The organism is Herbaspirillum sp. LeCh32-8 (genome assembly GCF_017814915.1).
GTDB lineage: Bacteria > Pseudomonadota > Gammaproteobacteria > Burkholderiales > Burkholderiaceae_D > Herbaspirillum.
This window is the reverse complement of the sequence record NZ_JAGIPZ010000006.1, coordinates 65,030-90,256: the sequence shown is the minus strand read 5'-3', so window position 1 is coordinate 90,256 and position 25,227 is coordinate 65,030. Positions and strand designations below refer to the sequence as shown.

20 protein-coding genes are annotated in these 25,227 nt (G+C 65.9%); 12 read left to right on the top strand and 8 right to left on the bottom strand.

Translation table 11 applies throughout. The annotated features are described in order from the left end of the window. Positions 1–37 precede the first annotated feature (37 nt). The 4 genes from J8I26_RS12635 to J8I26_RS12620 form a co-directional block, all read right to left on the bottom strand. Entirely contained in the window at positions 38–991 is a 954-nt protein-coding gene (locus J8I26_RS12635) for a hydroxymethylglutaryl-CoA lyase (RefSeq protein ID WP_209607467.1), read from the bottom strand. Further along, positions 988–2,181 carry a CaiB/BaiF CoA-transferase family protein gene (locus J8I26_RS12630; RefSeq protein ID WP_209607466.1) on the bottom strand — a complete coding sequence of 398 codons (1,194 nt, stop codon included), beginning with the start codon at positions 2,179–2,181 and terminating at the stop codon, positions 988–990. The genes J8I26_RS12635 and J8I26_RS12630 overlap by 4 nt, the downstream gene beginning before the upstream one ends. 111 nt (positions 2,182–2,292) lie before the next feature. Beyond that, positions 2,293–3,261: a LysR substrate-binding domain-containing protein gene (locus J8I26_RS12625; protein ID WP_209607465.1), complete on the bottom strand. Its 969-nt coding sequence runs from the start codon at positions 3,259–3,261 to the stop codon at positions 2,293–2,295. Positions 3,262–3,305: 44 nt separating this feature from the next. Next, complete coding sequence (locus J8I26_RS12620; RefSeq protein WP_209607464.1) at positions 3,306–4,286, bottom strand: GlxA family transcriptional regulator; 981 nt, start codon at positions 4,284–4,286, stop codon at positions 3,306–3,308. A gap of 176 nt (positions 4,287–4,462) precedes the next feature. On the opposite strand from J8I26_RS12620, the gene J8I26_RS12615 reads away from it, so the two are divergent. Next, entirely contained in the window at positions 4,463–5,167 is a 705-nt protein-coding gene (locus tag J8I26_RS12615) for a M24 family metallopeptidase (RefSeq protein ID WP_209607463.1), read from the top strand. A 221-nt stretch (positions 5,168–5,388) separates the two neighbouring features. Here the strand turns inward: J8I26_RS12615 and J8I26_RS12610 are convergent, their stop codons facing one another. After that, positions 5,389–7,248 (bottom strand): ABC transporter ATP-binding protein, encoded by a 1,860-nt coding sequence (locus tag J8I26_RS12610; protein ID WP_209607462.1) that lies wholly within the window; start codon positions 7,246–7,248, stop codon positions 5,389–5,391. A gap of 516 nt (positions 7,249–7,764) precedes the next feature. Here J8I26_RS12610 and J8I26_RS12605 point away from each other — a divergent pair. Both J8I26_RS12605 and J8I26_RS12600 read left to right on the top strand, forming a co-directional pair. Then, complete coding sequence (locus J8I26_RS12605) at positions 7,765–8,463, top strand: HD domain-containing protein (RefSeq protein ID WP_209607461.1); 699 nt, start codon at positions 7,765–7,767, stop codon at positions 8,461–8,463. A 210-nt stretch (positions 8,464–8,673) separates the two neighbouring features. After that, positions 8,674–9,378, top strand: coding sequence for an outer membrane beta-barrel protein (locus J8I26_RS12600; RefSeq protein ID WP_209607460.1), 705 nt, complete (start codon positions 8,674–8,676; stop codon positions 9,376–9,378). Between the two features lie 6 nt (positions 9,379–9,384). Here J8I26_RS12600 and J8I26_RS12595 read toward each other — a convergent pair whose 3' ends face one another. Both J8I26_RS12595 and J8I26_RS12590 read right to left on the bottom strand, forming a co-directional pair. Further along, positions 9,385–11,205, bottom strand: coding sequence for a sensor domain-containing phosphodiesterase (locus J8I26_RS12595; RefSeq protein ID WP_209607459.1), 1,821 nt, complete (start codon positions 11,203–11,205; stop codon positions 9,385–9,387). Continuing rightward, on the bottom strand, positions 11,198–12,901 hold the full coding sequence (locus J8I26_RS12590; RefSeq protein ID WP_209607458.1) for a methyl-accepting chemotaxis protein: 1,704 nt from the start codon (positions 12,899–12,901) through the stop codon (positions 11,198–11,200). Before J8I26_RS12590 ends, J8I26_RS12595 begins: the two co-directional genes overlap by 8 nt. 378 nt (positions 12,902–13,279) lie before the next feature. Between J8I26_RS12590 and J8I26_RS12585 the strand changes: the two genes are divergently transcribed. The 3 genes from J8I26_RS12585 to J8I26_RS12575 all read left to right on the top strand — a co-directional run bounded on the left by J8I26_RS12585 (position 13,280) and on the right by J8I26_RS12575 (position 16,496). Continuing rightward, entirely contained in the window at positions 13,280–15,028 is a 1,749-nt protein-coding gene (locus tag J8I26_RS12585) for an ABC transporter ATP-binding protein/permease (RefSeq protein WP_209607457.1), read from the top strand. A 146-nt stretch (positions 15,029–15,174) separates the two neighbouring features. After that, on the top strand, positions 15,175–16,023 hold the full coding sequence (locus J8I26_RS12580; RefSeq protein WP_209607456.1) for a D-amino acid aminotransferase: 849 nt from the start codon (positions 15,175–15,177) through the stop codon (positions 16,021–16,023). Positions 16,024–16,214: 191 nt separating this feature from the next. Further along, the gene (locus J8I26_RS12575; RefSeq protein ID WP_209607455.1) at positions 16,215–16,496 is read left to right on the top strand and encodes a DUF493 family protein; all 282 of its coding nucleotides are present in this window, start codon (positions 16,215–16,217) and stop codon (positions 16,494–16,496) included. An 87-nt stretch (positions 16,497–16,583) separates the two neighbouring features. Here the strand turns inward: J8I26_RS12575 and gcvA are convergent, their stop codons facing one another. After that, complete coding sequence (gene gcvA / locus J8I26_RS12570) at positions 16,584–17,504, bottom strand: transcriptional regulator GcvA (protein WP_209607454.1); 921 nt, start codon at positions 17,502–17,504, stop codon at positions 16,584–16,586. Between the two features lie 181 nt (positions 17,505–17,685). On the opposite strand from gcvA, the gene J8I26_RS12565 reads away from it, so the two are divergent. From J8I26_RS12565 to J8I26_RS12540, 6 genes are all read left to right on the top strand, one after another. After that, the gene (locus J8I26_RS12565) at positions 17,686–18,075 is read left to right on the top strand and encodes a DUF2917 domain-containing protein (RefSeq protein ID WP_209607453.1); all 390 of its coding nucleotides are present in this window, start codon (positions 17,686–17,688) and stop codon (positions 18,073–18,075) included. A 132-nt stretch (positions 18,076–18,207) separates the two neighbouring features. Further along, on the top strand, positions 18,208–18,924 hold the full coding sequence (gene lipB / locus J8I26_RS12560; protein WP_209607452.1) for a lipoyl(octanoyl) transferase LipB: 717 nt from the start codon (positions 18,208–18,210) through the stop codon (positions 18,922–18,924). Between the two features lie 36 nt (positions 18,925–18,960). Continuing rightward, positions 18,961–19,956, top strand: a complete 996-nt coding sequence (lipA, locus tag J8I26_RS12555; protein ID WP_209607451.1) for a lipoyl synthase — start codon at positions 18,961–18,963, stop codon at positions 19,954–19,956. Positions 19,957–20,143: 187 nt separating this feature from the next. Further along, positions 20,144–20,827, top strand: a complete 684-nt coding sequence (gene ribA / locus J8I26_RS12550; protein WP_209607450.1) for a GTP cyclohydrolase II — start codon at positions 20,144–20,146, stop codon at positions 20,825–20,827. 134 nt (positions 20,828–20,961) lie between these two features. Further along, positions 20,962–22,143, top strand: a complete 1,182-nt coding sequence (locus J8I26_RS12545) for a GTP-binding protein (protein ID WP_209607449.1) — start codon at positions 20,962–20,964, stop codon at positions 22,141–22,143. Between the two features lie 167 nt (positions 22,144–22,310). Further along, a complete protein-coding gene (locus tag J8I26_RS12540; protein ID WP_209607448.1) occupies positions 22,311–25,151 on the top strand; it encodes an EAL domain-containing protein in 2,841 nt (946 codons plus the stop codon). Positions 25,152–25,227: the final 76 nt, after the last annotated feature.

Here is a 25,227-nt window from a genome sequence, read left to right as displayed (position 1 = left end):
CGGTGACTTCTCTTCTTGTTGTGTCGCCGGGTTGGGGTCAGGCGGCCTGCTGCAGCGCCGGCGGTATCGGATGCAGATCGCAGTTGCGTCCGGCCTTGGCGACTTGTCCGGGCACCTCATGCCCCAGCAATGCCGGCAGCCGGCGCGACATGGCGATCAGGTGCGGCAGGTCGATGCCGGTCTCGATGCCGATCTCGTCGCACAGATTCACCAGGTCCTCGGTGCAGATGTTGCCGGAGGCGCCGGGCGCGAACGGGCAGCCGCCCAGTCCGCCGAGCGCGGCGTCGAAGCGGCGCGCGCCGGCTTCATAGGCGGCCAGCACATTGGCCAGGCCCAGCCCGCGCGTATTGTGGAAATGCAGCGTCAGCGCAGCCGCCGGCAGCAGCGTCAGCACGCGGCCGACGAGGCGCTTCACCTGGCGCGGATTGGCCATGCCGGTGGTGTCGGCCAGGGTCACATTGGCAATGCCGAGCGACAGATAGTGCTGCACGATCTGCAGCACGCGATCCTCGTCGATCTTGCCCTCGAACGGGCAACCGAAGGTGGTGGCCACGGTGGCGTTGAGCGACACCGGGTGTTCCTTCGCGAACGCCACGATCTCGCCGAAGCCCGCCAGCGACGCCTCGCAGCTCATGCGCATGTTGGCGCGATTGTGCGTCTGGCTGGCCGACATCACCAGGTTCAGTTCGTCGGCGCCGGCGTCGATGGCGCGCTGCGCACCCTTGAGGTTGGGGATGAGGGCGACGTAGATCACGCCGTCGCGACGCGCGATGCCGCGAAAGACGTCGTCGCCATCGCGCAATGCCGGGATGGCCTTGGGCGAGACGAAGGAGCCGGCTTCGATGCGCGTGAAGCCGGCGGCGGACAGGCCGTCGATCAGCGCGATCTTGTCCGCCGTTTCGACCCAGGTCGGTTCGATCTGTAAGCCGTCGCGCGGAGCGACTTCCTGCACGATCAGGCGCTCGCCGGTAGGGGTATTCATCTCGTTCATTGCACCACTCCTTGTTCGCGCAGGCGCGCGATTGCCGCGTCGTCCAGTCCGAGGCCGGCCAGGATCTCGCCGGTGTGCTGGCCCAGCGAGGGCCCTTGCCAGCGGACGCCGCCGGGCGTGTCGGAGAGCTTGGGCACGATGCCGGGCATCTTCACCGCGGTGCCGTCGGGCAGGCGCGACGGCAGGATCATGTCGCGCGCCTGGTAGTGCGGATCGGCCACGATGTCGGCTACCGAGTAGATGCGCCCGGACGGCACGCCGGCCTCTTCCAGCGTCGCCAGCACGTCGTCGATGCTGTGTGCCGACGTCCAGCCTGCGATCGCCGCATCCAGCAGCGCCACTTGGCGCACGCGGCCGTCGTTGTGCTCCAGCGCCGGATCGTCGGCGAGGTCGGCGCGGCCGATGGCTTGCATCAGTCGCTTGAAGATGGGATTGCTGTTGCCGGCAATGACCACATAACTGCCGTCGCGCGTGGGGTAAGTGTTGGAGGGTGCGATGCCGGGCAGGGCGCCGCCGCTGCGTTCGCGCACATGGCCCAGCAGGTCGTATTCAGGCACCGTGCTTTCCATCAGGTTGAATACGCTTTCCACCAGCGAGACGTCGACCACCTGGCCTTCGCCCTGGCCGGTCTTCACGCGCAAGAGCGACATCAGCGCGCCGATCACGCCGTGCAGCGATGCCAGCGAATCGCCCAGGCTCACGCCGGCGCGCGCCGGTACGCCGTCGGGCTCGCCGGTGGTGTGGCGGATGCCGCCCATGGCCTCGCCGATGGCGCCGAAGCCGGGCCTGTCCTTGTACGGGCCGGTCTGGCCGTAGCCCGAGATGCGCACCAGCGTCAGCTTGGGATTCAGGGCGTGCAGCACGTCCCAGCCCAGGCCCAGGGCCTCCAGCGCGCCGGGTTTCATGTTCTCGATCAGCACGTCGGCGTCGCGCGCCAGCTGGCCGATCAGGGCGATGCCTTCGGCCGACTTCAGGTTCACCGAGAGGGATTTCTTGTTGCGCGACTGCAGGTACCACCACAGCGAGGTGCCTTCGTGCAGCTTGCGCCATTTGCGGATGGGATCCCCGTGCACCGGGGCTTCGATCTTGATCACTTCCGCGCCGAACTCGGCCATCATGCGCGCCGCGAACGGGGCGGCGATGAGCGTGCCGATTTCGATGACGCGGATGCCGTTGAGCGGTCCACTCATCTTTGTCTCCTTCTTCCTGTAGCGGCAGGATAGGAAAAGACGGTGGAGAACGTCCAACCGCATTTGGGCAAGCAGCGTTCGCGGATGGCGAACGCTCGGCCGCGCCGGCCTTTATTTGCGCGTGCGCGTCTTGCGGGCGGAGGCAGCGGTGGATGAAACGGTGGATGCAGCGCGTTGTTCAGCGCCGCGCAGGAAATCGAACAACGCGCGCGACACCGGCGACAGCGCATCGGCGTTGCGCACCACGATGCGCAGCTCGCGGCTGGCCCAGGGCTCGTCGATATCGACGGCGGCCAGTCCCAGCGGGCGACCGATGGCTTCGAACACGCCCGACGGTATCACCCCCAGCCCCATGCCGGCCTGCGCCATGCGACACACCGCATCGAAGCCGGGCACGTGGATGCGCATCTTCAGCGGCTTGCCGGCGGTGCGCGCGGCGAGGTGGGTGCGCTGGTTGATGGAGCTGTCGGCATGCAGGCCGACGTGGTCGTAATCGAGGGTGTCTTCAAAGCGCACGCGCGCCTTGCGCGCCAGCGGATGGCGTGCGCCCATCACCAGCACCACGCGGTCGCGGCGATACAGCTCGGCGTGCAGGTCGCCGGTGTCGGCCTCGCCGGAGCAGATGCCAAGGTCGGCCCAGCCGTCGGCCACGCCCTTGACCACGCTGCCGCTGGGACGCTCCTCCAGGTCGATCTTGACCTGCGCGTGCAGCTGCGTGAACAGCATCAGGTCTTCCGGCAGGAACTCCACGATGCCCGACAGATTGGCCACCATCCGCACATAACCGCGCACGCCTTGCGCATGCTCGGCCAGCTCGTGGCCGATGGCATCCACCGACAGCAGCATGCGTCGCGCGTGCGCAAACAGCGTCTCGCCGGCGGCGGTCAACTCCATGCCGCGCGCATGACGCACGAACAGCGGCATGCCGATGGCGTCCTCCAGCTCCACCAGGCGCTTGCTGGCGGCCGACACTGCAATCGCCTCGCGCGCGGCGGCGCGGGTGAGCGTGCCTTCCTCGCGCACGGCGAGGAACAGGCGCAGCGTGATCAGGTCGAGTTTGCGAGCGAGGTTGTTGAGCATCGTCGTGGGCGCGTGGGGTGGCGATGGCGGCAAGCTTAACAGGCTCAGGCGGCCGGCGGCGCGGGCGAGAAGCTGTCGCGGTATTGCTGGGCGCTGGTGCCCAGGCGCTTCTGGAACACGCGCCGCAGATGACCGGCGTCGCGAAAGCCGCAACCGATGGCGACGCTCTTGAGCGGCAAAGCCGAGCGCTCCAGCATGGCGCGCGCCGCATCGACGCGGGCGCGCTCGATGAATTCAGCCGGCGTCATGCGGGCATCGCGCGCGAACATGCGGGCAAAGTTGCGTGGGCTGGCGGCGACCAGGTCGGCCAGTTTTTCTACCGTCAATTTCTGGTCGAGGTGGGCCAGCACGTATTGCTGCACGCGGCCCACCAGCGATCCCTCTTCCGCATACGGCGTGAGGTAGGGGCTGAACTGCGACTGGCCGCCGCTGCGCTGCATGAACACCACCAGGCGCTTGGCCACGTTCAGCGCCACCTCGGCGCCGGCTTCCTCGGCCAGCAATGCCAGCGACAGGTCGATGCCGGCGGTGACGCCGGCCGAGGTCACCAGCCGGCCGTCACGCAGCCAGATGCGGTCGGGTTCCAGGCGGATCTGCGGAAACTGGCGGGCAAGCGCGGCCGCGTCATCCCAGTGCGTGGTGGCGCGCTTGCCGTCGAGCAGGCCCGCGCGCGCCAGCAGGAAGGCGCCGTTGCAGATCGAGCCGTAACACGGCGTCGCCTGCGCCTGGCGCTGCAGCCAGGCGTTGAGCGCAGCGTCGGGCGCCTGCTTCACCAGCACCGGACCGCCCGCGACGAGCAGCAGGTCGGCAGTCTCGTCGGTCTGGCTGAAATGCCGGTGCGCGCCCAGCAGCATGCCGTTGGAGCAAGCAATTGATGCGCCGGGTTCCGGCCCGGCGCCGATCACCTGCAGCCGATAATGCGCCTGCGGCAGCAGGAAGCGGTTGGCTTCGGCGAACACGTCGAGCGGGCCGGACACGTCCAGCGATTGCACGCCGGGAAAGGCCAGCAGGTAGACCGAAGGCATAGTGTGCTCGGGCAGGGAAGGTTGGCGATGAGCCCGATCATACGCCTGCCGCGCGCGCGTGCCGCGGCCGGCAGGATTTGCCGCCAGCCTGTCCGTATTCGCCTCCATGCGGCGGTGGCCGCGCGGCGGGGCGCTCCCGATAATGGCAGCACCAGCAACCGCTACAGGAGCCAGTCATGCAGCAAGCAGCATCTACCGATTCATCCACATTGGAACAGGCCGAACGCGTCGGCCCCGCCTTCTCGGTGGACGGCATGCTTGCCGCCCGCCACTCCACCCGCCGCGCGATCTCGCAGATCGCCGCGCAGGTGCGTCCGGGCATGGTCGAGGAAGACGCGGTGGAGATGGCCAAGGGCGTGCTGCGCGAGGCCGGCCTGGCGTTGTCCTGGCACCCGACCCGGGTGCGTTTCGGCGGCAACACCACCAAGCCCATGCGCCTGGCTTCCGAGCCCGGCATCGTGCTGGGCGAGAACGATATCTTCTTCATCGACATCGCGCCGCGCATGGACGCCTTCGAAGGCGACGGGGGCGCCTCCTTCGTGGTCGGCAAGCATGACGCCTATGAACGCTGCGCGGCCGATGCCGAGGCGCTGTTTCACGAATTGCGCGGCCTGTGGCTGCGTGAAAGGCTGACCGGCCGCCAGCTCTACGAACACGGTCGCCAGTGGGCGCTGGCGCGCGGCTGGGTGCTCAATTTCGACCTGCCGGGACATCGCGTGTCGGACTTCCCGCATGCCGCCATCCATACCGGTTCGCTGGCCGAGTTTGACGGTGCGCCGCTGCCGGTGCGCTGGATCCTGGAGATCCATCTGCGCCATCCGTCGGAGCCGTTCGGGGCGTTCTTCGAGGATATGTTGCTGGAGGATGCGTTCTTTGCCTGAGTGGCGCAGGAGCCGGTTTGCATTCGTTGAACGACGCTGGGTTCCGGCCTTCGCCGGAACGACACGGGGAGAGATGTCAGCACCTTCGCCGGTTCAAGTCTCCATGCCCTGTCGTCCCGGCGAAGGCCGGGACCCAGTGTCGTTTGTCGCGCCTCACCAGCCATGAAAAAAGCCCCGTCATCGCTGACAGGGCTTTTCCGTTCACAACGCTTCACATCACATCAAGCGACGGCCGCAGCCGGCTCATCCTCTTCTTCGCCCAGGAAGCCGCCGCTCTGGTGCGCCCACAGGCGCGCGTACAGGCCGTTGGCGGCCAGCAGCTCGCTGTGCGAACCCTGCTCGACGATGCGGCCCTGGTCCAACACGATCAGGCGATCCATCGCCGCGATGGTCGACAGGCGGTGCGCAATGGCGACCACGGTCTTGCCTTCCATCAGCTTGTACAGGCTGGTCTGGATCGCCGCTTCCACTTCCGAATCCAGCGCGCTGGTGGCTTCGTCCAGCAGCAGGATGGGCGCGTCCTTCAACATCACGCGCGCGATCGCGATGCGCTGGCGCTGGCCGCCGGAAAGCTTCACGCCGCGCTCGCCCACGTGGGCGTCGTAGCCGGTGCGGCCCTTGGCGTCGGCCAGCGTGCCGATGAAGTCGTGCGCCTCGGCCCGGTCGGCGGCGTGGATCATGTCGATGTCGCCGGCATCGGGACGGCCGTAGAGGATGTTGTCGCGCACCGAGCGATGCAGCAGCGAGGTGTCCTGCGTGACCATGCCGATTTGCGCGCGCAGGCTGTCCTGGGTCACGTGGGCGATGTCCTGGCCGTCGATCATGATGCGTCCGCCCTCGATGTCGTAGAAGCGCAGCAGCAGGTTGACGATGGTCGACTTGCCGGCGCCGGAGCGACCCACCAGGCCGATCTTTTCACCCGGGCGGATCACAAGGTCCAGCTTGTCCACCACCGGGCGCGGCGCGGCGCCGCCGTAGCTGAAGGACACGCCTTCGAAGCGCAGTTCGCCCTGCTGCACGCGCAGTGGCTTGGCGTCCGGCAGGTCCTTCACGTCGTGCGCGCGCGCCAGCGTGTTGATGCCGTCCTGCACCGTGCCGACGTGCTCGAACAGCGCCGACATCTCCCACATCACCCAGTGCGCGATGCCGTTCAGGCGCAGCGCCATGGCGGTGCCGGCGGCAACCGCGCCGACGCCCACGCGGCCCTCGGTCCACAGATACAGCGACACGCCGGTGGTGCCGATGATCAGGATCATGTTCAGCGCATGGTTGACGATCTCGAAGCCCGAGACCAGACGCATCTGGCTATTCACCGTCACCAGGAATTCGCGCATGGCGCTGCGCGCGTAATCGGCCTCGCGGCCGGCATGCGAGAACAGTTTTACCGTGGCGATGTTGGTGTATGCGTCGGTGATGCGGCCGGTCATCAGCGAGCGCGCGTCCGCCTGGCTGCGCGCCACCTTGGACAGGCGCGGCACAAAGTAGCGCATGGCCACCGCGAAGGCGCCCAGCCAGACGAAGAAGGGCACCAGCATCAGCACGTCGAAGCCACCCACCACGCCGATCAGCGTGACGAAATAGATGCCGATGAATACCAGGATGTCGCCCACGATCATGCAGAAGTCGCGCACCGCCAGCGCGGTCTGCATCACCTTGGTGGCGACGCGTCCGGCGAACTCGTTCTGGTAGAAGCTCATGCTCTGGCTGAGCATCAGGCGGTGGAAATTCCAGCGCAGCAGCATGGGGAAGTTGCCGGCCAGGGTCTGGTGCTTGTACATCGTCTGCAGCGCAATCAGCAGCGGGCTGGCCGCCAGCACGGCCACCAGCCACAGCAGCGTGTGCTTTTCCTGCGCCCACAATTGTGAGGGCGCGACCTTGGAGAGCCAGTCCACGATGCGGCCCATCATGGCGAACAGCAGCGCCTCGAATACGCCGATGATGGCGGTCATCAAGGTCATGGCGGCGATATAGGGGCGCACGCCCCGGGTACAGAACCAGATGAAGCGCATGAAGCCGCGCGGCGGCGGCAACGGATGGGAATCGGGATAAGGGTGAACCAGTTTTTCGAACCAGCTGAACATGCAAGCTCCACAAGAACCCGTCGGCGACGGCGACGCCGATGCGGCCGCGCTGGATGCGCGGGCGCTCGGCGGTCGGGCCGCGTCGAGGCGTTAATTTCTATCGTGCGCGCCGGAGAAAACAGGCCGGCAGGGATGACCGGTGCGCGAATCAGGAGTCGCTGTGCGACTCGGTGTTGCAGCGGCCCGCAGGTGCGGCTGCGTTGCCGCTATCGTTGTGGGTGGGCCGGGCCGGCTGCGAGCAAAGCTCTTTGCGCGTCACAGGCCGGGGTTGTTGGTCTGAGGATTCGCGCCAGAGAAGGTGAAGCCGAATGATCTCACATCGGGCGCAGCTGCGCGCGGCGCCTTGCCGAAAAACACTTGTCGGCAAATCCGAACGGTCGGCCTGCAAGCCTTTCCTGACGCGCCTGCGCGGGGCATTGTCAGCATCGTCGGGGCGATCGTATCCAATCCGCGCCGGCGCGATCAGGCATACTGCCGGTCCGCCTTTTACTCTTGCTGCGACACATGTTGTCATCCATGAATGCTTCCGAGATTTCCACCGCGTCCGCTCACTCGGAACTGAACCGTATTGCCGCTGCCTTCGCGCCTTTTGCGTCGCTGGCCGGGACCTTGTTGCCGCATGTGGTTGACGACGCCGGCGACGGCTCGCATGACCTGAGCCATCTGGTGCGCGTGTGGAACAACGCGCGCCGCATCCATGCGCAGGAGGGCGGCGACCTGCGCGTCCTGCTGGCGGCGGTGCTGCTGCACGACTGCGTGCGGGTGGAAAAGAATTCGCCGCTGCGCAGCCAGGCCTCGCGACTGTCGGCGCAGCGGACGCAGCAGATTCTGCAGGCGCAGGGCTGGAGCGATGACGAGTGCGCGCGCGTGGCGCACGCGGTGGAGGCGCACAGCTTTTCCGCCGGCATCGCACCCTTGTCGCTGGAGGCGAAGATCATCCAGGACGCCGACCGCCTGGATGCGATCGGCGCCATCGGCGTGGCGCGTTGCTTCTACGTGGCCGGACGCATGGGCTCGGGTTTGTACGACGCCGCCGATCCCCTGGCGCAGGATCGCGCGCTGGATGACAAGCGTTACGCGCTTGATCATTTCCCGGCGAAATTGCTGCGATTGGCATCCGGTTTCCAGACCGTGGCCGGCGCCGCCATGGCCGCGCGCAGGCAATCGGCGATGGAGCAGTTCATGGCCGTGCTGAGTGAGGAGATTGTCGGCTGAGCCCGGTCGGATCCTGAGCAATTGGCCTGCATGCAAAGGAGGGGCGCCGTGGCGCCGATGACACGAATAGCGAAATCTATTTCAAATGAACATCGTGTTCATTCGAAGTTTATTGGTTTATTTGAAGGACTTGCTTGCCTGCCATATTCTTTCAAAAAGCCGTCTTGAATAATCCCGCCTTTCGACACCACGACACAGAAAGGCAAAACAATGAACAAGTATGGATTCACCGCTGCTGCGGTATTGGTCGCCGGTTTCGCCGGTGCGGTACAGGCGGCGGACGCGAACAAGGACTTCTACGCATCCGTGCGCTTGCAGAATGCGCATCAGGAAGTCGCCGGCCAGCAGGCTTACAGCCCGCGCGCGCTCAACATTACCCGCGATCCTTCCGCAACCGACAAGCTCGCCGGCAGCCTCGCGGTAGGCCGCCATCTGCCCGGCGACTGGCGGCTCGAGGCTGAATACGCGCTGCCGACCAGCTCGACCTTCGATACGCAGTGGCGCTTCGTCAATCCCAACAATGGCTCCATCAACCCCAGCCGCAACGTGGTCGAAACCCGCGCGCAACGCCTGATGCTCAACGCCTACAAGGACTTTCCACTGAATCAGTTCTTCAGCCTGTACGCCGGCCTGGGCCTGGGTTTATCGCGTATCTCCGCCAATGGCTATCAGGGCACGACGGCGCGCCGCTTCGCGCAAAGCACCAGCAACAACCTGGCGTGGAGCGCGACCCTGGGCATGGACTGGCGCCTGAATCAAACCTACACATTGGGCGCCGGCTACCGCTACGTCGACCTGGGTAAATACCAGACGGGCTCCAACCTTTTCTCGAACGTCGTCGGCCGGCGTGACGAGCAACATCGCGGTCGCCTCAATGAGCAGAACCTGTTCGCCGAGCTGCGCATCGGCTTCTGATCCGCGTTACTGCAGTATCGTGGTTGCCGCGCTGCGCACGTGGCTGGCAAAGGCGTCCGGCGCCAGCGGACGCGCCAGGTAATAGCCCTGCGCTTCGTCGACGCCCCAGTCGCGGATCAGCTGCAGCGTCTGTGCGGTTTCCACCCCTTCGGCCACTATGCGGTAATCCAGCTCCTTGGCCAGCGCGATCAGCGATTGCACGATGCGGCGGTCGCGCGCGCTGGCGTCGAGGTTGCGGATCAGCGACTGGTCGATCTTCACGACCGACGCCGGCACCTGCTGCAAATACGCGAAGTTGCTGTAACCGGTGCCGAAGTCGTCCAGCGCCAGGCCCATACCCAGCGCGCGGATCGCGTGCAGCATCTTCAGCACGGACGGGCTCTGCATCCACAAGCCCTCGGTGCACTCGATCTCCACCATGGCGGGATCGATGTCGGCCTCGCGGCAGGCGTGCTCCAGGCGCTGCACGATGTCGCCTTCATCGAAGTTGGGCGCTGACAGGTTGATGGCCAGCTTCAGATGCATGCCTTCCTTGCGCCATGCGGCCATCTGCTTCAAGGCCGCGGTGATCACCCAGTCCGACACCGGGCGGATCAGCGCGGTGCGTTCCACCAGCGGGATGAATTCGGCCGGCGAGATGGCGCCCAGCTCGCGGTGTTGCCAGCGCAGCAGTGCTTCGCCGCCGTGGTAGGCGCCGCGCTTGAGATCGAGCTTGGGCTGGTAGGCCAGCTGGAACCCCTGGCCGGCGCCGATTGCATCCGGGATGTCGTTCAACAGGCGGAAGCTGCGTTGATGACGCACGTCGGCTTCGGCGTCGTAGTCGGCCCAGCGGCGCTGGTGCGTGAAGGCCTCATGCAGCGCCGCCACCGCCTTGCGCGGCGCATCCAGCAAGGCCTCTCGTTGCGGCGCCACGCGCACGATGCCGCCATAGCTGGGCAGGTTCAGCGGCAGCGTCATGCTGTGCACCGGTTGCTCCAGTGCCGGCGTCATGGCGCGCAGCGTCTGGGCGAAGTCAGCCTCTTGCCCCGCATGCGAGAGCAGCGCAAAGCGCGCATCGGTGACGTGATAGACATCGGCGCTACCGGCGCTCATCTGCTGCAGCCGAGCGCCGACATTGCGCACCAGGTCGTCGTACACGCGCGTGCCCAGCACGCTGGCGATCTCGAAGGCGGTGTGGGCGTCCGGCATGTCGATGTAGGCCAGCGTGCGCGCCTCGTCGGATGCCTCCTCTCCGTCCGCACGCGGGCGCGCCAGGGCTTCCAGATCTTCCTGCAATTGATATTTGTTGGGCATCCCGGTCAGCACATCCACGCGCCCCACCGCGCGCCGCAGCAGCATCTGCGACATCGCCAGCGCGGCCAGCTGCTGCAACTGCTTGCGCTGTGCCGGGGCGAAACTGCGCGGCTGCGTAGCGGTAATGCACAGTGCGCCGATGGCGTGCCCGTCCGGCGTGAGCAGCGGCGCGCCGGCATAGAAGCGGATGTACGGCGCACCGGTCACCATCGGGTTGGCGGCGAAGCGCGGATCGGCGGCCGCATCTTCTACCACCATCACCGCGCGCCGGGCGACCGTGTAATGGCAGAACGACTGCTCGCGCGTGGGCGCGCACATGTTGGGGCCGTGCTGCGATTTGAGCCACTGGCGGTCGGCGTCGATCAGCGACACATAAGCGCCGCTGACGTCGAAGATACCGCCGCACAGGCGCGTAATGTTATCCAGGTCTTCCGAGGCGCCGGTGTCGAGCAGATGCAGCGAATGCAGCGCCGCCAGGCGCTGCAATTCGTCTTGCACGGTCTGGTCGATGGCGCCGGCTTGCGCCTCAGCCATATGCGCGCTCCCTGGTCGCCGGCGGCAGCGCGGGCGCGGGATTGATATCGACTGCGCGCAGCGGCGTCACATTGGAGGGCGCCACGGCCAGCGCCGACGGCGACTCCAGCTGGAACACGCCGACTGCGTGATTCAGGTTGACCGCCTGGTCCTGCAGCGTGGCCACGGCGGCGCTGGCCTGCTCCACCAATGCGGCGTTGTGTTGCGTGACCTGGTCCATCAGCGCGATGGCCTTATGCACTTCCTCGATGCCCAGGCTCTGCTCGTGGCTGGCGGCGGAGATCTCGCCCATCACATCGGTCACGTGCTGCACGCTGGTGACGATCTGCTCCATGGTGTTGCCGGCACGCTCCACCAGCTTGGTGCCGTTCTCGACGTTGTCCACCGATGTGTCGATCAGCTGTTTGACTTCCTTGGCCGCGGCCGAGCTGCGCTGCGCGAGGTTGCGCACTTCGGTGGCGACCACCGCGAAGCCGCGACCCTGTTCGCCGGCGCGCGCCGCTTCCACCGCCGCGTTGAGCGCCAGGATGTTGGTCTGGAAGGCGATGCCGTCGATCACGCTGATGATGTCCACGATCTTGCGCGAGGAGTCGTTGATGGCGGCCATGGTGTCGACCACTTCGCTGACGATGGCGCCGCCTTGCTTGGCGATGTCGGAGGCATTGTGGGCCAGCTGGTTGGCCTGGCGCGCATTGGCGTCGTTCTGCTTGACGGTGGCGGTCAGCTGTTCCATGGCCGAGGCGGTTTCTTCCAGCGACGCCGCCTGGTCTTCGGTGCGTGCCGAGAGGTCGGTGTTGCCGGCGGCGATCTGGGCGCTGATGGTGGCCACGCCGGCGGCGGCGTCGCGCACTTCGGTCACGGTGGCGCGCAGGTTGCCGCTCATCTCCGAGAGCGCGGCCATGATGCTCAGGCGGTTGCCGCCGTCGTTCTTGCGCAGCGCCACCTCGTGATACAGCTCGCCGCGGTCGACCGCCAATGCCAGTTCCTTGACCTCGTCAGGTTCGGCGCCCAGCGCGCGGCGGATCGAGCGGGTAATCAGCGTGGCCAGCACTGCGCCGGCTACCAGCGCCGCTGCCAGCAGCGCCAGCATGAAGGCCTGGAAGTCGTGCGCCACGGCGCGCGCCTTGGCGGACTCGGCCTGGCTCATGCTCTCCTGCAGGTCGATGAACTTGTTGATGGCGGCGAGCCATTCGGTGAAGGCCGGCTTGGCTTGCGTGAGCATCATCTGGCGCGCGGCGTCGATGTCGCCGGCGTTGCGGGCGGCGATGATCTTGCCGGCCAACGGCAAGGCGCGCGCTTCGATGGCCTTGATCCGGTCCAGGTCCGCGCGCTCTTCGGCGCGGACTTGCTTGCCACGCTCGCCGGCGAAGATCGCATCCAGCGGCTTGGCCGATTGCTGGTAGTCGTTATCCAGCTTGTTGATCAGGGCCAGCACGTCCTTCACCTCGGCGTCGCCCACCAGGGTCAGGTCGCGCAGGGCGATGGCGCGGTCGTGTACGCTGCCGCGGAAATTGATGGCGTAGCGCTGCTTGACGTTGTTGTCTTCGCTGACGGTGGTCAGGCTGCCTTCGATCGCGTTGACCCTAGAGATGCTGACGGCGGTCAGCACCAGCATCATCGCCAGCACCAGCGCGAAGCTCAAGGCCAGTCTGTAGGCCACGCTCAGCGAGGCGCGTTGTTCGGTTGCGGCATTCATGTTCTTGTCTTCCCTGAGGTGAGTGTGTGCCGTTGCCGGCGGTGTGGCGATGAAGTGGCCAGATTGCGCAGCCGATTATTGCCTCGCCCACCGGGGCCGCCAACTATACGAAGGTATGAGGGCCGGTTCGTCTTTGTGCGAACCGATGAGCTGAGGTCAAGCCGAGATGAGGCGCGGCTCGCCCAAAGGCAATGGCCGGCGGCGATTGATTGTTTTGATCGGCGCGATAGGCGAGGGCGGTACAGGAACTCGTTTCTTCCCGCGGGACGGGGCGGCGCGCCCGTTAAGTCTGCCTTAAGTCTGCGGCGGCAAGCTGGGCGGCAAACAACATCGCAGGACTACGCCATGCGCAACGTTAGCAACTCGTCAGCCTCCGCAATGCCAGCCGCTCACGCCCTGCAAGCCGGGCGAGGCGACATCTGGCGCCTGATCAAGCCGTTCTGGAGTTCCGAGCAGAAGTGGAAGGCGTTCGCGCTCCTGGGCGCGATCATCGCGCTCAATCTCGGCATGGTGTACATCAACGTGCGCCTGAACTCCTGGAACCGCGATCTCTACGACGTGCTCCAGGCGCACAACTATCCGAAGTTCAAGTCCCTGCTGTGGCAGTTCTCCGGGCTGGCGTTCGTCTTCATCGCGGTGGCGATCTACCGCGTCTACCTGACGCAGGCGCTGCAGATCCGCTGGCGTTACTGGATGAGCGAGCGCTACATGGACAAGTGGCTGGCGCATCGCGCCTACTACCGCATCGAGCAGGGCCAGCAGGGACGCCTGTCCGACAACCCCGACCAGCGCATCGCCGAGGACCTGCATTCGCTCACCTCCGATACCCTGTCGCTGGTGCTGGGCTTCATCTCCAGCAGCGTCACGCTGTTTTCCTTCGTGCACATCCTGTGGGCCGTCAGCGGCCCGGTGTCGTTCGCGGTGCTGGGGCAGACCTGGACCATCCCGGGTTACATGGTGTGGTTCGCGGTGGTGTACGCGGCCGTCGGCTCGGGCATCGTGTGGTGGATCGGCAAGCCATTGGTGGGCCTGAACTTCAACCAGGAGCGCTTCGAGGCGAACTATCGTTTCGGCCTGATCCGCGTGCGCGAGCATTCGGAAGCAGTGGCGCTGTACCGCGGCGAGGCGCAGGAGCGCGCCCAGCTGGTGGCGCGCCTGGACGACATCCGCGCCAACTGGTGGGACATCATGCGGCTGACCAAGAAGTTGAACGTCGCCGTCAATTTCTACGGCCAGTTCGCGATCATCTTTCCGATGCTGGTGTCGGCGCCGCGTTACTTCTCCGGCGCCATCACGCTGGGCGTGATGATGCAGATCGCAGACGCCTTCGGCCAGGTGCAGGATTCGCTGTCGTGGTTCATCAACGCGTTCTCCACGCTGGCCAGCTGGAAGGCCAGCATTAACCGCCTGGCCGGGTTCAACGCCGACGTCGAGCGAGCGGCCGGCATGGCCCGCACGATCGAGGTCGAGCGTCATGCCGGCAGCGCCCTGACCATTGACGGCTTGCAGCTGTCGCTGCCGGAGGGCGCTTTGCTGCTGCGCGACCTGGATGCCCGTGTGGAGTCCGGCGAGCATGTGCTGATCAGCGGCCCCTCCGGTTGCGGCAAGTCCACGCTGATCCGCGCCGTGGCCGATATCTGGCCGTATGGACGCGGGCGCATCGGCGTGCCCGCCGATGCCGTAGTGATGTTCCTGCCGCAGCGCAGTTACTTGCCCATCGGCACGCTGCGCGCGGCGCTGTCGTATCCGGCCGCCGAGGGCAGTTTCGAGGATGCGGTGATCGCCCGCTATCTCGCGCTGTGTCGCCTGCCGCATCTGGCGGACCGGCTCGACCAGGCGGCCAACTGGAGCCAGGCGCTGTCGCCGGGCGAGCAGCAGCGCCTGGCGTTCGTGCGGGTGTTCCTGAACCGGCCGCAGCTGCTGTTCCTGGACGAGGCCAGCAGCGCCATGGACGGCGAGGCCGAGGAGGCGCTCTACGCCGCCTTGCCGCGCGAGCTGCCGGGCCTGACGGTGGTCAGCATCGCGCACCGCGAGACGCTGGCGCGCTTTCACGCCACGCGCTGGAAATTCGTGCCGCAGGGGGAAGGCGAGGGATGCCGGGTGGAGGTCATGGCGCTTGCGCAGTGAGCGCTGCGCAGGCCGGAAAAAGGGAAACTTCATACCGTTTTTGCATAAGCCCGTACACTTGCGCATGTGAAAATCTTTGAGTCGCGGGCACCGGCCTGCTCCGTTTTTCCCTTTTTCTCTCTTTCCCGCACACTGGAAAAATCACCATGAACGATCCCATCGTCTACCTCAACGGCGAACTCACGCCCCTCTCCGAAGCCCGCGTGCCGGTGCTGGACCGGGGTTTCATCTTCGGCGACGGCATCTATGAAGTGATCCCGATGTATCGCCGCAAGGCCTTCCGCGGCGCCCAGCACCTGGCGCGCCTGTTCCGCAGCCTCAACAGCATCGGTATTCCAAATCCGCATAACGAGACCGAGTGGCTGGCCCTGATCGACCGCGTGGTGCAGGCCAATGGGTTGGACGACCAGATGATCTATCTGCAGGTCACCCGCGGCGTGGCCAAGCGCGCCCACGCCTTCCCCAAAGAAGTGGTGCCGACCGTGCTGATCATGACCAACCCGATGGTGCTGCCGTCGGCTGCCGCCATCGAGAACGGCGTGCCCTGCGTGACGCTGGAAGACCGCCGCTGGCTGAACTGCCAGATCAAGTCGACCTCGCTCTTGGGCAATGTGCTGGCGGCGCAATTCGCGGCCGAGAACAACGTCACCGAGGCCATCCAGTTCCGCGATGGCCTGCTGTCGGAGGCCTCGTCCTCCAACGTGTGGGTGGTGAAGGACGGCAAGATCTCGGCGCCGCCCAAGGACAACCTGATCCTGGAAGGCATCCGCTACGGCCTGATGGAAGAGCTGTGCGCCGAGCAGGGCATCGCGCTGGAAGCGCGCCGCATCACCCGCGAGGAGGTGTTTGCCGCCGACGAGCTGATCATCTCCTCGGCCAGCAAGGAAGTGCTGCCGGTGGTGACGCTGGACGGCAAACCGGTCGGCGCCGGCAAGCCGGGCCCGGTGTTCGCCAAGGTGTACGCCGCCTACCAGGCTGCCAAGGCGCGCCTGTAAGCATTGCGGGACTGTTGCATGCATGGGCCGCGCGTTGCGGCTCATGCGCGTTTTCGGCAATGGCGATGCAGCCTGGCGTACAATGCGGCTATCCCCCGACCGCACAACCCATCCGCTTGAAGCCGGCCGTTTCATCCCCACCTGGGCACATTGAAACCGGAGCCTGGCGGACAACGCCATCGCCTATCGCCATGAACATGCCTACTATTCCCGCTGAAGAATCCCTCATTGAATATCCGAGCGACTTCCCGATCAAGGTGGTCGGGATCATGCAGGATGAATTCGCCCAGACCATCGTCGAGCTGGTGGTCGAGCACGACCCCGAGTTTCACGCCGGCAAGATCGAGATGCGTCCGTCCTCGCAGGGCAAGTATCTGTCGCTGACGCTGACCATCCGCGCCACCAGCCGCGCGCAGCTGGACAACCTGTACCGCGCCTTGTCTTCGCATGAACTGGTGAAGTTCGTGCTGTAAGCACGCGCCGCCCACAAGACAAAACCCGGCGCAGCCATCGCGGCGCGCCGGGTTTTTGTTTGGTCGCGAGCCCTGCTCGCAGCGGACTCAGCCGGGCCAGCCGGACTGCTCGCGAAACGCCTTCATCTCCTTGAAGATCCACTTCCTGAACGCGGCCACGGCCGGCTTTTCCGCTCCCTCGGGCAGGTGCACGAAGTAGTAGGCCTCGTCGGCCTTCAGCGCCACGTCGAACAGGCGCACCAGCTCGCCGGCGGCGATCTCCTGCGAGGCGATGATGTGCCGCGACAGCGCCACGCCGCCGCCGTCGGCAGCCTGGCGCAGGGTCAGCGAGGAATCTTCGATCACCAGGCCGCCGCTGGGCTCGGCCAGTTCCAGCCCGGCCAGCTTCAGCCAAGGCTGCCAAGTCTCGCGCTGGTCCATGCGCAGCAGCGTGCAGTGCGCGAGGTCGGCGGGCTTGGCAGGTTTCTTGCCGCGCTTGCTGCGATAAGCGGGCGCGGCCACGGGATAGTAGTAGTCGTCCGTCAGTTTCTCCGTCACCACGCCGCTGTAGTGCCCGCGCCCGAAGCGCAGGCCGACGTCGACGCCGTCCAGCCGCAGATCCGACAGGTGACTGCCGGATTGCAGCACCACCTCGACGTCGGGATGAGCGTCGATGAACTTCCACAGGCGCGGCGCCAGCCAGCGCGAGGCGAAGGAGGGCGTGGAGGAAATCACCAGCCGTTGCTGGCGGTTCAAGCTGCGCAGGTGCTCGGCGGCCAGCGCGATCTCGGAGAGCGACTTGCGGATGGTGGCGGCGAAGCGCTGGCCGGTCTCGGTCACCGAGATGCGCTTGCCGTGTCGGATGAACAGCTGCAGGCCCAGCTCCTCCTCCAGCGCGCGCACCTGGTGGCTGATGGCGCCGGGGGTGACGTGGATCTCCTCGGCCGCGCGCGAGAAGCATTCGTAGCGCGCGGCGGCGTCAAAGGCGCGCAGGGCGGCGAGGTTGGGCAGTTTCCTGAGGTCGGCCATGGCGCTCCTTGTGAATTCCATTCGCAAAGAAGCCGAATATATATCGTTTTGTGGCAGGCGTGGCGCTGCCTACAATGAAGTCCAATCCAGACAAATCCGGTCACTCTCCCTTGAGAGTCGCGCCCACAGGGCATGGCGGCAGGGGAGCGGCTTGCCCGGAGCAACAGCGAAAGGACGCGCCATGCAAATTCCATTATCAAGCGAACCAGGCTCGCTCAGCCTGCAGGAGGGCGCCACCCACGCCCTGCGGCTGCAATCACCGGTGCGCGTGCGGGTGCGCACCGGCCTGGTGTGGCTGACGGTGGAGGAGGGCGGCGCCGACGTCTGGCTGAGCCCGGGCCGCGATTTCGATTTCCACGGGCGCGGGCTGGCGGTGTTCGAGGCCGTCAAGGGCGATGCCGAGTTCGAGGTGTTGCCGCTGCCGGGCTTGTGTTCGCGCCTGGCGCACCGCTTGCTGCGGTTGTTGCGGCCGTTGCGCCCGGCGCCGGCCGATGGCTGTTCCAGGACGGGCGCCGACGGCGCGGTGCGCATCACCCGCCTGCTGCCGCGCGGCCTGATCCGCTGGTTCTGAGGACAATTTCTGATGCCAATCGGCCACAGGCCGCACGCACAGGCGGCCCGAACATTTGCGCCATGACAAGTTTTTGCCGCCAAACCGCTTGCCCGGCCACGGCCGGCGCCGAACTTCGCTACACTGGCGGGCATGCAGACAGCAACACACATCGCCAGCGAGCAGGCCGCGCCAGCCACGGCTGCCGTGCTGCCCGGCCCGGGCCTGCCCCAGATCGTGCAGCGCGGCGTCGAGCCCTACGAGGCCAGCTTCGCCGCCATGCGCGCCTACACCGACGCGCGCACCGCCGAGACGCCCGACCAGCTGTGGATCGTCGAACACCCGCCGGTCTACACCCTGGGCCTGGGCGCCGATCGCAGCCACGTCCTCAATCCCCATGACATTCCCGTGGTGCAGACCGACCGCGGCGGCGAAGTCACCTTCCACGGCCCCGGCCAGGTGGTGATCTACCTGCTGATGGACCTGCGCCGCCACCGCAGCGGGGCGCGCCTGTTCGCGCGCGAATTCGTGCACAACATCGAGCAGGCGGTGATCGACGTGCTGGCGGCGTATAATCTCGCCGGTGAACGCAAGCAGGGCGCGCCGGGCATTTATGCCGCCGACGGGCCGTGGCAGGGCGCCAAGGTAGCCGCGCTGGGCTTGAAAATCCGCGGCAACGGGTGCACTTACCATGGGGTGTCGCTCAACGTCGACATGGACCTGACGCCGTTTTCGGGGATCAATCCCTGCGGCTACGAAGGTCTGGCCACCGTCGACATGAAGACCCTGGGGGCCCGCGACGCCCGCCTGGCCGATGTCCAGGCCTTGCTTGCCGAGAAACTGATCGCCCGCTTCGCGGGCATGGCTTGAGCCCGCAGGCATAGCGCCGGGGCCGGAAATACCGACATGACTACCGATATCACTCCAGCAGCAGATTCCTCCAGCAACGCCGCCGGCAATGCCGCCCGCGTCAATCCGCTGGACAAGCAGAAGGGCGCCGGCAAGACCGCCTGGATCCCCATCAAGATCGTCGCCGCCGAGAAGCTGAAGAAGCCGGACTGGATCCGCGTCAAGGCCGGCTCGCCGACCACCCGCTTCTACGAGATCAAGGACATCCTGCGCGCCAACAACCTGGTGACGGTGTGCGAGGAAGCCTCCTGCCCCAACATCGGCGAATGCTTCGGCAAGGGCACCGCGACCTTCATGATCATGGGCGACAAGTGCACCCGCCGTTGCCCGTTCTGCGACGTCGGCCACGGCCGTCCCGATCCGCTGGACGTCAATGAGCCGGAAAACCTGGCCAAGACCATCGCCCAGCTGAAGCTGTCCTACGTGGTCATCACCAGCGTCGACCGCGACGATCTGCGCGACGGCGGCGCCGCCCACTTCGCCGAGTGCATCCGCCGCGTGCGCGAGCTCTCGCCCGAGACCCGCATCGAGATCCTGACCCCGGACTTCCGCGGCCGCATGGACCGCGCGCTGGAAATCCTGAAGATGGCTCCGCCGGACGTGATGAACCACAACCTGGAAACCGCGCCGCGCCTGTACAAGGAAGCCCGCCCGGGTTCGGACTACGAGTACTCGCTGAACCTGCTGAAGCGCTTCAAGGAACTGCATCCGGAGACCCCGACCAAGTCCGGCATCATGGTCGGCCTGGGCGAGACCGACGAGGAAGTGCTGCAAGTCATGCGCGACATGCGCGCCCACAACGTCGACATGCTCACCATCGGCCAGTACCTGATGCCCAGCGGCGACCACCTGCCGGTGCGCCGCTACGTGCACCCCGACACCTTCAAGATGTACGAGGAAGAGGCCTACAAGATGGGCTTCGTGCACGCCGCCGTGGGCGCCATGGTGCGTTCCAGCTACCACGCCGACCAGCAGGCGCATGGACTGGTGTAATCCGGTTTTGCACTGAATCAGCCGCTCAGCCCCGCCCATGGCGGGGCTGAGTCGTTTCTGGAGCGGCTCGCCGGGCCCGGCGCGGGCTTGCAAAGTGCATGATCGCCATCATCTGCAGGTTCTGAAATAAACCCGGCCGCAAGGTAAGATACGCGGTTCACCGCATCTGTATTGAAAGCAGGTTGTCATGTCGTCACCGATCCAGCCCGGCGCCGCGCCGGAAGAAAAACTCGAATTCATCAGCTCGTGCAAGTTGCCCATGCCCTGGGCGACCTTCGAGCTACATGCCTTTTACGATGAAATTTCCGGTAAGGAACACCTGGCCCTGACGCTGGGCGACGTCGGCGACGGCCAGCCCGTGCTGGGTCGCGTGCATTCGGAATGCCTGACCGGCGACGCGCTGTTCTCCCAGCGCTGCGACTGCGGCGCCCAGCTGGAAGCGGCGCTGAAGAAGATCGCCAAGGAAGGCCGCGGCGTGCTGTTCTACCTGCGCCAGGAAGGCCGCGGCATCGGTCTGTTGAACAAGATCCGCGCCTACCATCTGCAGGACCAGGGCGCCGACACCGTAGAAGCCAATGAACGCCTGGGCTTCCCGGCCGACATGCGCCGCTACACTATCGTGCTGCCGATGCTGGCGCACCTGAAGATCACCGGCCTGCGCCTGATGACCAACAACCCGCGCAAGGTGAAGGCGCTGGAAGACAACGGCATCCCGGTGGCCGAGCGCATCCCGCTGATCGCCAACCACAATCCGTTCAACATCGGCTACCTCGGCACCAAGGCGCGCAAGCTGGGCCATCTGCTGCCGGGCGTGGGCAAGGCCGACGAGTCGCCGGCCAAGGTGCCGCTGGACGCGCACGACAACGAATGAACTGATCCCAGGACGGACCCGCGCGGTCCGTTTTTTGCGCGTCGGCCTGTATCCGGCCTCGCTTCACGCCCCCGCTTGACGCATGCGGTAGCATGAAGCTTCACGCGCTACATCCCTCACTGAATTTGTCCATCATGAACTCATCCGCACCTGCATCCACACCGGCGGCCGCCGCGCCGATCCCCGTTTCCCTGCTGACCGGCTTTCTCGGCAGCGGCAAGACCACCTTGCTCAACTACCTGATCGCCCAGCCCGAGATGAAGGACACGCTGGTCATCATCAACGAGTTCGGCGAGATCGGCCTGGATCACCTGCTGGTGGCGCACAGCCAGGAAGACACCATCGTCGAGATGAGCAGCGGCTGCCTGTGCTGCACCATCCGCGGCGACCTCAAGAAGACGTTGAAGGACATCATCTGGCGCTTTGCCGAAGGCGGCCAGCGCAAGTTCAATCGGGTAGTGATCGAGACCACTGGCCTGGCCTCGCCGGTGCCCATCCTGCATACCCTGATGACCGACGCTTTCATCGCCGAGCGCTATCGCCTGGATGGCGTGATCGTCACGGTCGATGCGGTCAACGGCATGTCCACGCTGGACAACCATGTTGAAGCCGTACAGCAGGCCGCGGTGGCGGACCGCCTGCTGCTGACCAAGACCGACCTGGCCGACGCCGCCGGCATCGAGGCGCTGCAGCAGCGCCTGCGTACGCTCAATCCGAGCGCGCGCCAGCTGCAGCCAGCACACGGCAAGATTTCGCCGGCCGAGCTGCTGGATGCGGGTTTGTTCAAGCCGGGCGAGAAAATGCCCGACGTGGCGCGTTGGCTGAACGAAGAAGCCTTCCCCGAGAAAGAGGCGCACGCGCACCATCACCATGGGCACGACCACGGCCACCATCATGGTCATGATCATCACGGCCACCACCATCACCATGATGACCACGCGCACGACGTCAACCGCCATGACGACCACATCCGCGCCTTCTGCTTCAGCTTCGATGAGCCGATCGACCCGGTGCTGTTTGATGAATGGCTGAGCCTGCTGGTGGGCTTCAAGGGCCCCAACATCCTGCGCATCAAGGGCATCCTGAACCTCAAGGGCGAGGACAAGCCGACCGTGATCCACGGCGTGCAGCACATCTTCCACCCGACCGTGACGCTGCCCGAATGGCCCTCCGAGGATCGCCGCAGCCGCATCGTCTTCATCACCCGCGACATCGAGCGCGCCACCATCGAACGCTCCTTCGACGCCTTCATGCAAACCCAGGCGATCGAACGCGAAGCGCGTGAAAAGCAGCAATCGTCGCCCTACCGTTATTGAACTGGTGAGACCAGATGCTGTGCGGCAAGAAGATTGCCGATAAGGCATGAAAAGGCAGCTTGAGGCTGCCTTTTTTGTTGCTTGTTGACTAAAAATAAATCGAACTCGTTCGATAAAGTGGGGTGTAGCAGCTTATTATCGGTGTCATATCAGATAGCGATTCATTTATGCAGCGTGTGATTAACAAGCTGGGGGCAACGTTGTCGGCATCGCTCACGCTGGTGTTGGGCCTGTGCGCAACCTCGGCGGTTTTCGTCGCCACGAGTCACCTGGAAGATGATGCAGTCAAACTGGACTTCGAGCGCCGGGCGTCCCTGCGCGCCTACACCATCCAGCGCGGCCTGGAAGAGGCGGTCCAGGTGTTGTCGGTCATTAATCATTTTCACGCCACCGTGGGCGACCCCTCGCGCGAGCAGTTCCGCGCCTTCACCCGCCCGCTGCTGGAGCGCTACCCCTATGTGCGCGCCTTCGGCATGCAGCGCTTCGTCTCCGACCAGGACCGCCTGGTGTTCGAGGCCCTGCGCCAGGGAGCGGTGCCCGGTTTCCAGATCACCACGCTGGTCGACGGTAAGCCGGAGCGTGCGCCGCAACGCACGTCCTATCTGGTGGTCGACTATGTCGAGCCGGTGGCTACCAATGAGTCGGCGCTGGGGCTGGACCTAAGCGGCAATCCGGTAGTCATGCAGACGCTGGAGGCGGCGCTGGCCACCGGCCGTCCAGCTTCCACGCTGCCGATACGGCTGGCGCAAAGCGGCTCCGACCAGCGCGGCCTGCTGGTGCTGCAACCGGTCTATCGCGGCGGCGTCCAGCCCAACGGCGCCGAGGCGCGCCGCGCGGCCTTGCTGGGCGACACCTCGGCCGTGCTGCAAGCCACCGAGCTGGTCAAGAAGATCCTCGACGGCGCCGGCCTGATGGAAGACAGCGAGATCGGCCTGCGCATCTTCATCGGTCCCAAGGCCGACGACACCACCCTGGTGTTCCGCCACGACAGCGTGGCGCGGCAAGGCAGCTGGGCGGATTCGCTGCTGGCGCTGGGCCGGCTGTTCAGCCAACCTTCGGCGACCATGAGCAGCTTCGACATCGCCGGCCAGACCTGGCATGTGGAGATCAGCATGCCGCCGCGCTCGGTATTCGTGGATCATTACGGCTCGCTGCTGATCTTGCTGGCCGGCGTGATCGCCTCGCTGCTGGGGGCCGCCTACATGCGCGCGCTGTCGATGCGCTCGCACCGCGTGCAGCAGCTGGTGGAAGACAAGACCGCCGAGCTGCGTCACACCAACGCGCTGCTGTCGGACGACATCAAGGCGCGCCGCACGGCCGAGAGCGCGCTGCTGCTGCGCCACCAGGCCATCGAGGCCAGCGCCAATGCGATCCTGATCCTGTCGGCGCAGGCGCCCGACTATGCCATCGAATACGCCAACCCCGCCTTCGGCCGCATCACCGGCTACAGCCAGGCCGAGACGGTGGGCAAGAGCATCCGTTTCCTGGAGGGGCGCGACAGCGACCCGGAAGGTTTCGAAACCGTGTGGATCGCCATGCGCGAGCAGCGCGAGCACAACGTCGTACTGCGCAACTATCACAAGGACGGCTCGGAGCTGTGGAACGACTTCTACATCGCGCCGGTGAAGGATGAGAACGGCGCCGTGACCCACTTCGTGGCAGCGCTGTACGACATCACCTCGATGAAGCGTTACGAGGCCGAGCTGGAGTTCCAGGCCAGCCGCGACACCCTGACAGGCCTGATCAACCGCCACATGCTGCGCCATCATCTGGAGCAGGCCATCGGCGTGGCCGAGCGCCAGAAGCAGGCGTTGTGGCTGGTCTTCGTCGACCTGGACCGCTTCAAGTTCGTCAACGACACGCTGGGTCACAAGGCCGGCGACACGCTGCTGCGCACCGTGGCCGGCCGCCTGCGCGCGGCGGTGCGCGAGGCCGACACCGTGGCGCGCCTGGGCGGCGACGAATTCATCATGATCCTGCCCGAGCAGGACGAGCTCACGCTCGACACCCGCAGCCTGCAGCGCATCATGGACGCAGTGGCCGCGCCCATCACGCTGGGCGGTCACACCCTGTTCATGACCTGCAGCATCGGCGTGGCCTGCTACCCGGCCGACGGCACCGACGGCGAGACGCTGATCAAGCACGCCGACATCGCCATGTACCGCGGCAAGCAGACCGGCCGCAACAACTTCCAGTTCTATACGCCGGCCATGAACGAGCAGGCGTTGGAACGCCTGCGCATCGAAGGCGACCTGCGCAGCGCGCTCGACAATGGCGAGTTCCTGCTGCACTACCAGCCCAAGGTGGATCTGGCCAGCGGCCAGGTGATCGGCAGCGAGGCGCTGATCCGCTGGCAGCATCCGCAGCTGGGCATGGTGTCGCCGGCGCGCTTCATCGGCCTGGCCGAAGAGACCGGGCTGATCCTGCCCATCGGCGCCTGGGTGCTGCGCACCGCCTGCACGCAGTGCCGGGCTTGGCAGCTGGCCGGGCATGACGACATCAGCGTCTCGGTCAACCTGTCGGTGGGACAGTTCCTGCAGAAGGACCTGGTGTCGTCGATCGCCGAGGCGCTGGAAGACACCGGCTTGCCGCCGGCCTCGCTGGAGCTGGAGCTGACCGAGAGCCTGATGATGACCGACGTCGAGCACGCCATCGGCATCCTGAACGGCCTGAAGGAACTGGGTGTGCGCCTGTCCATCGACGACTTCGGCACCGGTTATTCGTCGCTGGCCTACCTGAAGCGCTTCCCCATCGACGTGCTCAAGATCGACCGCTCCTTCGTGCGCGACATCACCATCGACGCCGACGACGCCGCCATCACCGCCTCCATCATCTCGCTGGCGCGCCACCTGAAGCTGCGCGTGATCGCCGAGGGCGTGGAGACCGACGAGCAGCTGGACTACCTGCGCCACTATGGCTGCGACGAGATCCAGGGCTACCTGTTCAGCCCGCCGGTGCCGGCCGAGAAGTTCGAACAGATCCTGCGCCAGGAACGCGTGATGATCTGAGGCGGACCGCCAAAGCAATTAAAAAAAAGGCCGGACGGGTTTGCCCCTCCGGCCTGTTGATTTGGCGCGCTCCGAT